Here is a 13728-nt window from a genome sequence, read left to right on the forward strand (position 1 = left end):
ATTAATAATATATTGACTAAATTCACATCGCTACATCTAGATATTATTTGATAAGTACTCTACACTATACGTATAAAGTCAACTAAATCACACGATTTCTATAATACATAATCTAAACATTATAATATATCTAAACTTCATTTTTCACTAATTTTTCTATATCTTTAATAATATGTTCTTTAGATTTTTTTCCAGCTATAGCATCAAAAATTGCAACAGCCTTTTTTTCTCCAAACTTTTCTGCTACATCATTGAAGTCTAGATATCTAACACTTTCTTTTGGTTTACCAAACATATAACACCTCTCATATATTTTTATATATTTATTTATATATTTATTATAACTTCTATATATTTATTTTTCACCAATAAACGTTAGACAAATTAGTGCCTTTATTTTTTAGTCTGATTTTACTTTCAAAATTCTTAACAAAAACAGTTTATTCTACTCTATAAATAAACTCAGAGCTAAAATAAGTATATTAATAAATTTCTTTATATATTTTAGCTCTGAAATGTATTCTATTTATCCAAATATTATGATAGTAATTGATTATATTAGTTATTTCTAATTGAAACTCTATATAGTAAATAAGAATATATAAATGGTAGTATTACAATTGCAAAGATTACAAAGATATTATAAAAAGGGATGCTAATAAAAGCATTAATAATTAATAATATCCCACCAATAATCCAAATCCATCCAGCTAAACGATGTGTCTTATTCCAATTTTCTTCATCATTAAGAGCCCATGGTGAAATTATTCCCATAGAATAATTTCTCTTACATTTAGGAAGATAATTTCCAAATAAAATAACTAATATGCCTAAAACCAACCCTGTATAAAAATTAAAATCCAAACTAATTCCTGTTGAATACAAAACCATCATTATTTGTAAAATGACTGAAAGTATAGCAACTCCCCATTTTGATAAATGTTGCATAACGTTTGAAAAACTAGCTTTTTTAGGTTCATTTTCAAGTCTAAACCATGTATATAAATGGACACATAGCATTAAAAATGGTACACCAAAAGCTGCTATAACCTTTGGAGCATAATTATTTGGATTTCCATAATTATCAAAATGAATTGCAACTTCATTTGGTAATCTATTATAAAAATAGATTGATATAATAAATGGTATAAAACATATTAAAGTAGATAAAACAAATTGTTTATTTATCGCTTTTTTCATTATCTTTTTCTCCCTTCTCCATAAATTGTGAAAACCAAAGCATAACCTCTTCGAAAACTGAAATGTTTATTTCATAGAAAATAAAGTTTTTATACTTTGTCTCAAATATGAGTCCTGCTTTTTTTAGTTGAGATAGATGATAAGAAATTGTAGCATTTGTCATATTAAATTTTTCACTAATTTCTCCTGCTGACTTTTTATTCTCCCTCAGCATAACCAATATTTCTCTTCTTATAGGGTCTGAAAGAGCTTTGAATGTTTCTGGAAACCCCAACACCATCACCTCGCTATTTAGAATTTCATCTAAATAGAATATAACATAATTCTAATTTTATTTCAATAGCTATTTAGAAAAATTTCTAAATAATTATTTCTAAATAGTTATTGAAAATTTTCATATGAGTATTTCCAATTTACTTAAGTTGATTTTATTCAATTCTTATTTTATCTAAATTTTTTAATTTAACAAAAGTTGTTGTCTCAAGATAAGCCTCTTTTTCATTGGTGAAATGATAAAAATATATTTGATTTCATACAAAAAAGAATGACTCATGAACTAAAAAGTTCATTTTGAGACACTCTCTTTTATTTTGTATTTTTCCTATATTTAAAATATCACGCATATCATTATGCAACATATTCATATTTTTCTTTATATTCTCTTATCGCATCATTCCAAGCGTCTTGTACTGTTACACCTCTTTTATTAGCAATTTTTTGTGCCAGCTCAATTATCTTCATAGCTCTTCTTGATATGTTCATAAACATTCCTCCCACAAATTATTATATATTTAATATACATAAATCAAAGTTATATTTTTATGATATATAATTCTTCTATTATAATATTACAATTTATATGTGTATTATATATGAACTACATTAGAAGATAACTAGAATTTTTATAAAACTATATAATTAGGTTAAGTCTAAAAGTTCTACAATTGATTATAAAAATTAAAAGCTCAATAAACTAAAGTAATGTTTGATATACCAATTTTATGACCATAAACAATGCCATTATTAAAAATATTGGTTTTATCATCTTTGAACCTTTCTTTATAGCAACTTTAGCACCTATATAAGCGCCTATTATCATTACTAATGCAAACACTATAGCAATCTTATAATCTACTTGACCATTTATCATGAATAATAACAATGAAGTTATATTACTTGTTAAGTTTAATATTTTTGTATTTGCAGAAGCATGTAAAAAATCATATCCATATATTTTTATAAATCCAAAAGTTAAAAAAGTACCTGTACCTGGACCAAAAAAACCATCATAAAAACCCATTATAAGAGCCATAAACATTCCTAATCTTAAATTTTTCTTATTAATAGATTCGAAATTATCTTCTTGCCCTAAATTTTTAGAAACAAAGGTGTAAATAGCCACTATTAAAATCATTACTACAACTAAAACATTTAATATATCTTCACTTATTGATAGCACACATCTCACACCTAAAATACTACCAATAATAGTAAATGGTACTAATTTTTTTAAAAGGTCATTATTTGTTTTTCCAGACTTTGTGTATCTATAAGCACTACTTATACACCCTGCTGATGCTGCAAATTTATTTGTACCAATAGCAAGATGCACTGGCACTCCAATTGCCATAAGAACAGGCATGCTTATAAGTCCTCCCCCTCCTGCTATAGAATCTACAAAAGCAGCTAAAAATCCCCCTATACATAAAAAAATAATTGCAAACATAAAATTCCTCCATCACTCTCTTCCAATTTTTCTTACAATATATATCTTATATAATCTTATTTAAGGTTTATTATCTAGCATATTCTTTCTATATTCATTTGGAGTTATATTATTAAACTTCTTAAATATTTGTGAAAAATAACTACTATTATTAAAACCTACTTTCTTACAAATATCACTAATACTCACGCTTCTATCTAACAGATATTTTTTAGATTCTTCTATCCTAAGAAGATTTATATACTCAGTTATTGAAACTTTATTTTTTTCATTAAAAATAGAACTCAAGTAATTTGGGCTTATAAAAAAGACCTCTGATATACTATTCAAATTTATATTTTCTTTATAATATTTTTGTATATATTCGTTTATATTTTCAATCAGATTTCCCTTATCTTTTCTCCAAAATGTTCTATTCTTATCAATGCATTCCTTGGAAAATTCAAATAACACATCCCATAAATCTTCATCACTGTTTACAAGTGATATTTTTTTATTGTATTTATTTCTTAAATAAGATATAAGTTTTAAATCTCCTAAATCTCTAAGTGCTGTTCTAGACAATACAAATATCATTTCCTGAATAATACCTCTAACATCATTATATATTAATTTCTTTGTATCTATTAGATTATAAACACCTTCTAAGTTCATATTTTTAATTTCTTTTTCAATATAAAGTTCTAATTCAAAAGGATATTCTTTTAAAGCATTATTGAACATATATATCGGATTAATAATGTACTCTTCTTCTAATAATCTACTATTTGCTTTTTTAAGTGCTTCTTCAAGCCTTATATTTTCTTTTCTATTCTTCAATATTTCCTCATCTTTTATACTAAGTTGATTTTCAAAGAAATTTCTCCTAGCTATTTCCTGAATAAATTCAGACATCATTAATAAATTTTCTTTTAATACATATAATCTACTTTTAGGATTTAATGGAAATTCATTGTAAATTTTGTTTATGTATTTTATGTCAATCTCTGAACTACTTGATAATTCAGATAAATTTTTATCTATATCAATAGACTTATATACTATAAAATTGCCACATTCTATATATCCAACTATATTTTCTTCTAATACTATAGGTATCTCTAAACTGGAAACACCATACTCACAATGATACACTTTTGCAAAGTTATCATTATTTATACTTTTAACAAGCTTTTTAGTGCACATTTTTATACCTTTACAAATATCGCAAAATTTGTTTTCTTTCTTAGTCTCAAATATTTTTTTGTGTTTTGAATCATATACAGATATTCTAAGCTTCAATATATTAGATATTTGATTTGCAAGATTTTCAATTATATTTACATTAATTAACTCTTGTATAGTGTTTTCAGAAAATATGATAGGTATTTGTCTCAAGCTTGAAAATTTATGAGGAACATAAGTGATTAATATTACTAAATCGATTTTACCAGTGTTTATAATTTCATGTTCTGAACATGGTGGACAATAAACTATAGATGTCTCCCTTATATTGACCTTTTTGCCATCAACTATTTGTATTCCTTCTCCCTGAATTACATAAAAAAGTTGTTCTTCACTTAAATGAAAATGCTTTTCTTGACAGTTCCCTGGAAAAAATCTTACAATCCCAGCACTAAGTCTATTAAATTGTGTTTTTGATGGTTCGTGTATCCATGTAACCTCTCCCCAATCAAATCGTTGTACCTCATTATCTGACTCACTAAAATACTCCATAAACTCACCTCTTAGTTTTTGTCTAAATATTTTTTCTTTATTATGTTAAAATAATATCATCACCATCAATTTTCATTAAATCAAATAACATATGGAGAAATATTTGTTATTTTTGATGCATCAATTATGGAATATTTCATATTTTTACCTCCCTAAAATTTTATATGAATAAGAACATTATAAAAATACTTTATATAATAGTCAATAAAAAGTATTGACTTCAAGTTAGGTTGAAGTCTTATTATTTGAAGTGGAAAAAGGAAAGAATGATATAAGTAAAAAAATAGATGCTGGGATATTTCTAATTATTTTTGGAAACCATATATATTATAGTAAATTTTTGGGATATGATTTTTAAAAATTATATTCTATTATCTAAGAATATAGATTCTATATCAAATAGATGGATTAAGAAACTTGAGTCTACAAAATAATATACTTAAAACAAATGGTAGTTTACCAATATAAATAAATTAGTCCTGTTTTAAGAATTCATTTCTTTATTCAGCTTTTTTACTTTTATACTCCAAAAATATTTATATTAAAGTATAGTAGGGCCTAATATATTAAAATATTTTTTCAAAAAAAGTAAATCTATCCCATATTATTCAAATAAAGAAAAAATAAGCTATTTTAAGTAAATAAAAAAATAAATTGCATTCATTAGTCAATTAAATAATAAGGGAGGTAATTATATATAAAAAAGAGATTAATTAAGAAAAAATTGATATAATAAAAAAAGAGGTGTTGATATGAGAGAAAAATTAGAAGAAAAATCTAAGATTATTAAAACATCAAAAGAGTATAAACGAACTATAGTTGAAGAAAAGGACAGAGAATGGATTACGATTTACTTGTAAATTTTATAAATGATATTCTCAAAGATGCTCCACATGCTAATAGAAACATTAAACCTTTTACTCAAATAAAAAAAATAATCCGAGTTGAAACTGATCCAACGATTAATTACATTGGTGAGAAAAGACCTAGACTTGATATTTTAGCTGAAGATGAAGAAAATAATCATATAAATATTGAGATGCAAAGAGCACTTGAAGATGATTTTTTAGAAAGGGCTGAATATTACCTTAGTCGTGTACATGGTAGAAAATTAGAAGAAGGTAAAGAATATAAAGAAATTGGAAAAACAATTGGAATACATATACTAAATCATGTAAAATATAATCAAATAGATGATTATATAAACTGCATGAGATTAAGCATGGATGGTCACCCAGATATTTATTCAAAAAAAACAGCATTGTACTTTGTAGAGCTTCCTAAGATTAGTAGACACAATAATATAGTAAATAGAATCCTATTATGGGGAAAACTCATTAGCAATCCTTCTAATTTAGATGTTAGGATTATAGCTAATAATGACTATGTTATTAGGAAAGCTTTAGATAGGTTAAAAGATCTAGGAAGAAATGAAGAATATTTATTAAATCTGAAAAGAGGTGCATATATTATGAATAAAAGTAGAAACTTCAAGGAAGAAATTTTTAATGAAGGTATTGAAAAAGGTAAAAGAGAAGAAGCTAGAAGAAAAGATCATAAGTTAATTGTAATGTTAAAAAAGAATGGTTTTAAATTAAATGATATATTAAGCAAATTTGATGATTTTGATTTAAGTGAAGATGAAATTAAAGAGATTTATAATAACAATTAATCTAAAAACATTAGCTATCTAGCTAATGTTTTTTCTATAAAATCAATAATAAATTAGCTGAAGATGAAGAAAATAATTATATAAATATTGAGATGCAAAAATCACTTGAAGATGAAGTCCGTCGTAGTGAAAGGTGTAAAGGACAAGGGATTAATCAATAGTTAGTAACTAACATCTAAAAAATAAAAGATTCCTTTATTTAAAATCTCTTTGTTTTTCTAAATATAGAATATCATAATTATTTTTGAAATCCAACGCTTATTGATAATGTTTATCATTTGTATTTTATATTACTTTATTTGTACCACAACATTATATTGTATTTCTAATCTTTCATAAGAAAGTTTTTAACTTATAGTACTTTTATATCTATTCTAAATTATCTTAAAGGTCTTTTTATATGTATAAATACATAGAAAAACACACCTTTTTCAGATGTGCTATCTATAATATCGTATATTTATTTTACAACTCTAATTCCCTAACATGTCTATAAACTTTATTATTCAATATCTTTATAAATATATATAAGATTCTACACCTAAATAATTTATATTATTTATCTCAACTATATATAATATAACTATTTTATCATTAAATTAGAAATTATCTTTTGCTATTATTCTTATATTTATAAAGATTTAAATATAAGTATCCATTTCCTTGTTCTGTTCTAGGTATTCCAAGTGCTCTTGTACATTTTATTAATTGTGCATACAGTTCAGCTTCATCTAAATCTCTTTCAAACTCCTCTCTTGCCCATTCTTTAATTAGCGCTAGTGACCCTGATACATATGGTGCGCTCATACTAGTACCACTCATAATAGCAAGTTTATTATCCATATAAGTTGATATAATATTTCTTCCTGGAGCCACCAAATCTATTGTAGTATTTGAATTACTAAACTTCTCAACTAAATAGTTTTCATTTATTGCACCTACCTCTATTACCTCAGCATAACTGGCTGGATAACTATACTCACTTGTACTAGAATCTCCATCTCCATTATTACCTGCTGCACATACTACAGAAATATTATTTTTTACTGCTTGCATGACAGCATTTTTCAAATTTTTATCATCTTTGTTTCCTCCAAGAGACATAGATATAATATCAACCTTGTTGTTTACAGCAAAATTAATGGCATTAATTATACTTTGATATGTTCCAATACCATCTTTATTTAATGCCTTTGCTATTAATAATTTACAATCGGGAGCTACTCCCATAACCTCATTATTATAATTAGATGCAGCTATAATTCCCGCCACATGAGTTCCATGCCCATTAAAATCCTCATATATATTTTTATTTCCATTACTGTCATCACTAAAGTTTGCTCCACCAATTATTTTGCCTTTTAAAAGAGGATGGGATATATCACAGCCTGTATCTATTATACCAACTACAATATTTTTACCAGTATAACCTTCATCCCACATTCCTCTAGCATTCATTTGTTTTATTCCATATGGAAACTTATTTTTTGTACTTCTTGGACTCTCATTTATTTCATATGGAATTAGTTTCATTCTTTTATTCATCATATATCCTCCTAAAAATTCTATTGCTTATAAAAATTATAAATTTTATTTTATAACAGGTTTATAAATCAAATTAAAACCTATATCTACTTATTTATATTTATGATATATTTTTTATTTTTAGGAGTCATATTTTATTGTATATAAAATAATATTTAGATAACTATATTAAAAAATACATGTTTGCTTGTATATACAAAATTTACTAGAATGTCTTTAATAGTTTTGTATACAAACATTATATTTTTTATATAAAAAGCTCATAAAAATTTTGATTATCTTTTCATAAGTTAACAAATGTTGGTATAATCTGTATTTACAAAATTCCTCTGTTTGTATAGGTGATTTACCAATGCACCACCACACAAAAGCTATATTTGAGTTTATAGCAGATAATACATCAGAAACTGGTTGTGTATAGTAAAAATACCAGTCCAGTATCTTTTCATGTTTCCATTTTCCATATTAAATTTCCAACGTTTATATGTATATTTTTAACAAAGGTATTTACTTATTTAAAAACTCTAAAACTCTTTCGTTGAAATCCTGTGCTTCTTCATATGTGGCGTGTCCCAATCCCTCATAGATAAATATTTCGCTTCTTTTAATTTTTTCTGCTAAATAAAAAGAAGCTTTATTTCCAACAATTTTATCGTTAGCACCACCTATAATTAGGGTTGGACACGTTATTTTATTTAATTCTGAAAAGGCATTATGTTCTATGCAAGAAGTCGCTTGAATAATAAATCGTTTGAAATCCTTTGGTTTACCTACTTTTCCTAAAAGAGGAATAAATAATCGGTATTTTTTTAAATATCTTTCAGAATAGGATTTGTTTGCTGTGTCAATCATTAAACCATTGTAATTCTGCTTCTTAGCCATATCAATCCAACTACAAATAACGTTTTGGATAGTGTCATTTTGCTTAGAAGAAGTAACTGTCAACACAAGTTTCTCAACTAAATCAGGATAATCAATTGCCAGATATTGAGCTATCATTCCACCTTGGGAAACACCCATTACTTCCGCTTTCATAATTCCAAGTTTTTTCATTATATCTGCTTGATCTTTAGCCATATCCCTTGTAGAATATTTTTCTGTAATTTGATTTTTTCTACTGAACATATAAACCTTATAATCTTTTGCAAATTGCTTATATTTAAAAGCAAAAGCAATTGCCTGTATTTTTCCATGTAAAGGAAATAAACCATCCCCTAATCCTGGCAAAATAATTAGTGTCTTCTTACCACTACCAAACTCAATATAGTTCACTGTATTACTGCCTATCATCATTTGACAACTTTTTGCATTATAAAACATAGTCTATTCCTCACTTTTCCTATTATCATTGTTTTAATAAATTCTTAAATTTTTGAATACCACACTCATCAATTAGAGAAATATCCATTTTTTTTAACATGAACAGTAAAAAATCCAACCTATTACACACTTCACTGTATTCACGTTTAAATAATACAGGGTCAAGTAAAATGTCAATACTAAAAACGAGCATTTCAGCTAATTCCTGTGGATATTCACAAGAAAATTCTTTATTTTCAACACCTTGTTTAATTATCTTAGCAATATTGGGTGCAACTACATTATTGAGATTACGAACTTCCTCTATTAAAGCGAATGGTATTTTTTCTAACCAGCTACAATGTACCATTTTTCTATGTGTATAATCATTCGCACTATGAACAACAAATTTTATTATTTTTTCATTTGCTGTAAGGGTATTATCAGCAACAAGATTTTCTAAAAAATTATTCATTTGTGAGTAAAGTTCTTTTGTAACACTTCTCAGTATATCTTCTTTAGTTTTAAAGTGATGATACATTGCACCTCTGGATAGACCAGATAAATTGATAATATCTTGTGTAGATGTTGAATCATATCCTTTAGACGAAAATAGTGAAAATGCCGATTGAATAATTTTTTCTTTACTATTTTTACTTTTTTCTTCTCTATTCATATTTCCTCCTATAAACAGATTGTCTGTTTGTTTTTTTATTATACATTTTAATATTTATTCTGTCAAGAATTAACTGCCCTTTAAAAATTTATATTACCTCAATAGTGTTGACAAGATACATCTCTATGTTGTACTCATATTCCTTTAATAGAGATACATTGTTTTCAGAGATAATCAAGGTTTTGCTGTGTTTTTATTTTAAATAAAAAGGATATCTCATTAGTGCTACGACACCTAAGATATCCAATTAATATTTTATTAACTTTTTCTAATTTTCGTAAATATAGTCCACTATTTTAAGACTGCTCCTGTATTTGCTGATGTTACTAGTTTAGCATATCTACTTAAGTATCCATGCTTTATTTTCGGTTCTAAAGGTTCAAATTTTAATTTTCTATTTTCTATTTCAACTTCATCTACTTTTAACTCTAATTTTTTGTCTGGTATATTTATAGAAATTATATCTCCTTCTTCAACTAGTCCGATTAAACCACCCTCCATAGCTTCTGGAGAAATATGACCTATAGACGCGCCTCTAGTTGCTCCTGAAAAACGACCATCAGTAAGAAGTGCCACATGCTTATCAAGTCCCATTCCTGCAACTGCTGATGTAGGAGATAACATTTCTTTCATTCCTGGACCGCCCTTTGGACCTTCATATCTTATGACTATAACATCACCTTTGTTTATTTTTTTACCAAAGATAGCATTTACAGCTTCTTCTTCTGAATTAAAAACTCTTGCTGGTCCTTCATGAACTAACATTTCTTCTGCAACTGCTGACTTTTTTACAACAGCTCCATTTAGAGCAAGATTTCCTTTCAATATTGCAAGCCCACCTTGGTTACTATATGGATTTTTTAATGTATGTATTACTTCTTCATTTTCTATTTCACAATTTCTTATATTTTCTCCTATAGTATTACCTGTTACAGTTTTACAGTCTAAATTTATTCCTTTTATCTTTGAAAGTTCATTCATTATAGCTGGTATTCCTCCTGCCATATGTAAATCTTCAATATGATGTTTTCCACTTGGACTTAGTTTTGTTAAACAAGGAGTTTTTTCACTTATTTCATCAAAAAAATCTAAGTTAAGCTCTATTCCTGATTCATAAGCTATTGCAGGTAAGTGAAGTACTGTATTTGTAGAACCAGCCATTGCCATATCTACAGTTATAGCATTTTTAAAAGCATCTACTGTTAAAATATCTCTAGGTTTTATGTCGTTCTTAAGCAACTCCATAACATACATACCTGCATATTTTGCTATTCTTTTTCTTTCTCCAGAATGCGATGCAGCAGTACCATTATATGGTATACCCATACCTAAGGCTTCTGTTAAACAATTCATGCTATTTGCTGTGAAAAGTCCAGAACATGAACCACATCCAGGACAAGAACTAATAGCTAGTTCTTCTAATTGTTCTTCACTTATTGTTCCATCTTTACAGGCTCCAACACCTTCCATTGCAGAATTAAAATCATACACTTTTCCATTTTTTTTACCTGGAAGCATAGGTCCTCCACTTACAACAATACTTGGTATATTAAGTCTTGCAGCCGCCATTAACATCCCCGGCACTATCTTATCACAATTAGGTATAAGTACTAAAGCATCAAAACCATGTGCCATAGCCATAGATTCTATTGAATCTGCTATTAATTCTCTTGAAGCAAGTGAATAATTCATTCCTACATGTCCCATAGCTATACCATCACATACTCCTATAGCAGGAAATTCTAATGGCAAACCACCACTCATTCTCACTCCATTTTTTACAGCTTCTGCTATTTCATCAAGATGAAGATGACCAGGAATCACCTCATTTTGCGCATTTACTATACCTATTAATGGTCTTTCAATTTCTTCTTTAGTAAGACCCATTCCATACATTAACGCTCTCTTTGGAGCTCCTTCTATTCCTTTTTTTATATCACTTCTCATAATATTACCTCTCTCTTACTTTTTAAAATTTTCATAATATTATTATAATATATTTTTCTATTAATTAATTACGAAAAAGGTAAAAAAATATTAGCATATATTAATGAAAAATTATTACGATTTTTATCAATATATTACACAATCATATTATATAATTATCTTTTCAATATATTTTACAAATTAATATATTTTACAAATTGCTCATTAATATTTTTTATGCTCTAAATCAGAAGAAGCACTTCTATAATAGAAAGTGCTCAACTATGAATAAGGTTACAAAATACTTACCCTAGAAATCTAGACTTTTATAAATATTACAGATTAATCAAATCTAATATTTGAAACTTTATTCCAGTTAATCTCCCTTGAATAGTCTTCAGGATGTGATAATCTAACTATATGAGTTGAATTGTTATAGCTGTAATAAATTGTAGTAGTACCATTAACTGGATTCTTTTTATACCCTTGATATACAGCACTACTTGGCACTTTCTTTTCAATAAAACTATATGCAGATGAAGTATCAATCGTTTTTGTTTTACTAGGAATTATAAACATATAAAAAGCTACTACTGTAAAAATACATATGCATGTAATACTATACCATTTAATCCATTTCATAAAAATCCTCCTACTTTACCAAAATATACTATTATTATTTCCATATATTTATAATATTTATACATACGATAAAATTTTTTATACATCTATATATATTTGTAGAAAATTTGGTTATCTATATTTTTTTAGTATTAATAATATATTTTTATAAGTTAATAAATTTTTAATATTTTATTAAAAGATTTTTAAAGCTTACAGTCTAATATAAAGATAGTACTAAAGCATATATTTTTTTAGCACTCAGTAAAGCTGGTATTGGGAGCATATGGGATAATGGGATATAGGAAAGTATAGTATTACTAACTTTAATTTGGAGAAATTTTAGAAATATTATCAATGTGTAACTAATTGGATTAAGTTTTTCATTAGCAATTGAATTCTGTCAATTATTTAATTTCAGAGCTACATATATTGATGATTTAATGATGAACACATTAGGTGCTGTTTTAGGAGAATTCCTATTATTTAATTGGTCCATTATATACCTTATTAAATAATTTACCGATAAAACAAATATATTTCAATATTTATAAATATGTAAAGCCCTCTTTCATACTGTATAAAAGAAAGTGGGCTTTAGTTCTTAAACATAAAATACACACTCACTACTTAATTGGCATCTGAAATATTTTATTGATATTGTATCTAATTTTATTAGATGTTATATAATCATATTTTGTTCCATTTTCAATAAAGTTTTGTATATTATCCAATACTTGTATAGCTCTTTTGTTACTTTCATAATCTCCTATTTTTATAGTATCAATGCTATTTTCAAATACTACATACACTTGACCACCATTTATTTTAATTCGGTTTGCCTTCATTAAATTAGTTTTATCTTGGCTTCTAATTATTACCATATCAATTCCTCCATTTACTTAATCCATTTTAATTTCTAAAAAGTAATATTATATAATTTATTTATAGATTATTTAATTTTTAAACTTATTATTTCATTTTTCAATACGATTACCTCTATTAATTACATATCTAATAAAAACTTATCTTAAATAATACTATTTTAATAATACTTTGCTTTATTGCTAAACCACATTTTGAGCTATTATAACTGAATTATATCATCTATATAAAGCATCAAATTATCAATTCTATTGAATTATTTTATACATTTGGTAATTTTATTATCAAAAATTCTTATATGTATTGTTTATATCTCGATTAAAAATATTCAACAATTTATATATATTTACTAACTTAATTCAGTTTTTTATTTTCAACATATCACCTCTCAATCAATTACCATTTGTATAATTCATATTATACATATACAAATGGTAATTTTCAATATATTTTCTTATTTTA

Annotated in this window: 12 protein-coding genes and 1 pseudogene; 2 read left to right on the forward strand and 11 right to left on the reverse strand. The window is 25.9% G+C overall.

Features of this window, described 5'->3' with window-relative positions:
- Positions 1–130: 130 nt before the first annotated feature.
- The 5 genes from JJC02_09560 to JJC02_09580 all read right to left on the reverse strand — a co-directional run bounded on the left by JJC02_09560 (position 131) and on the right by JJC02_09580 (position 4642).
- On the reverse strand, positions 131–295 hold the full coding sequence (locus JJC02_09560) for a hypothetical protein (GenBank protein UDN53167.1): 165 nt from the start codon (positions 293–295) through the stop codon (positions 131–133).
- Positions 296–558: 263 nt separating this feature from the next.
- Positions 559–1200, reverse strand: a complete 642-nt coding sequence (locus tag JJC02_09565) for an SdpI family protein (protein ID UDN53168.1) — start codon at positions 1198–1200, stop codon at positions 559–561.
- Positions 1181–1474 carry a winged helix-turn-helix transcriptional regulator gene (locus JJC02_09570; protein ID UDN56409.1) on the reverse strand — a complete coding sequence of 98 codons (294 nt, stop codon included), beginning with the start codon at positions 1472–1474 and terminating at the stop codon, positions 1181–1183. Before JJC02_09570 ends, JJC02_09565 begins: the two co-directional genes overlap by 20 nt.
- A 699-nt stretch (positions 1475–2173) precedes the next feature.
- Positions 2174–2926, reverse strand: a complete 753-nt coding sequence (locus tag JJC02_09575; GenBank protein UDN53169.1) for a TSUP family transporter — start codon at positions 2924–2926, stop codon at positions 2174–2176.
- A gap of 60 nt (positions 2927–2986) precedes the next feature.
- Complete coding sequence (locus JJC02_09580) at positions 2987–4642, reverse strand: helix-turn-helix domain-containing protein (GenBank protein ID UDN53170.1); 1656 nt, start codon at positions 4640–4642, stop codon at positions 2987–2989.
- 752 nt (positions 4643–5394) lie between these two features.
- On the opposite strand from JJC02_09580, the pseudogene JJC02_09585 reads away from it, so the two are divergent.
- Positions 5395–6314 (forward strand): annotated as a pseudogene (locus tag JJC02_09585) (Rpn family recombination-promoting nuclease/putative transposase).
- 606 nt (positions 6315–6920) lie between these two features.
- Here JJC02_09585 and JJC02_09590 read toward each other — a convergent pair.
- The 5 genes from JJC02_09590 to JJC02_09610 all read right to left on the reverse strand — a co-directional run bounded on the left by JJC02_09590 (position 6921) and on the right by JJC02_09610 (position 12402).
- The gene (locus tag JJC02_09590; protein ID UDN53171.1) at positions 6921–7859 is read right to left on the reverse strand and encodes a S8 family peptidase; all 939 of its coding nucleotides are present in this window, start codon (positions 7857–7859) and stop codon (positions 6921–6923) included.
- A gap of 507 nt (positions 7860–8366) precedes the next feature.
- Positions 8367–9179, reverse strand: a complete 813-nt coding sequence (locus JJC02_09595; GenBank protein ID UDN53172.1) for an alpha/beta hydrolase — start codon at positions 9177–9179, stop codon at positions 8367–8369.
- A gap of 25 nt (positions 9180–9204) precedes the next feature.
- On the reverse strand, positions 9205–9834 hold the full coding sequence (locus tag JJC02_09600; GenBank protein ID UDN53173.1) for a TetR/AcrR family transcriptional regulator: 630 nt from the start codon (positions 9832–9834) through the stop codon (positions 9205–9207).
- Between the two features lie 291 nt (positions 9835–10125).
- Positions 10126–11781, reverse strand: a complete 1656-nt coding sequence (gene ilvD / locus JJC02_09605; GenBank protein ID UDN53174.1) for a dihydroxy-acid dehydratase — start codon at positions 11779–11781, stop codon at positions 10126–10128.
- A 321-nt stretch (positions 11782–12102) separates the two neighbouring features.
- Complete coding sequence (locus JJC02_09610; GenBank protein ID UDN53175.1) at positions 12103–12402, reverse strand: hypothetical protein; 300 nt, start codon at positions 12400–12402, stop codon at positions 12103–12105.
- A gap of 347 nt (positions 12403–12749) precedes the next feature.
- Here JJC02_09610 and JJC02_09615 point away from each other — a divergent pair, with 347 nt between their 5' ends.
- Positions 12750–12899: a VanZ family protein gene (locus tag JJC02_09615; GenBank protein UDN56410.1), complete on the forward strand. Its 150-nt coding sequence runs from the start codon at positions 12750–12752 to the stop codon at positions 12897–12899.
- Between the two features lie 108 nt (positions 12900–13007).
- Here JJC02_09615 and JJC02_09620 read toward each other — a convergent pair whose 3' ends face one another.
- Positions 13008–13265 carry a hypothetical protein gene (locus tag JJC02_09620; GenBank protein UDN53176.1) on the reverse strand — a complete coding sequence of 86 codons (258 nt, stop codon included), beginning with the start codon at positions 13263–13265 and terminating at the stop codon, positions 13008–13010.
- Positions 13266–13728 lie beyond the last annotated feature (463 nt).

This window comes from Clostridioides sp. ES-S-0054-01, assembly GCA_021561035.1.
In the GTDB taxonomy this organism is placed as follows: Bacteria; Bacillota; Clostridia; order Peptostreptococcales; family Peptostreptococcaceae; genus Clostridioides.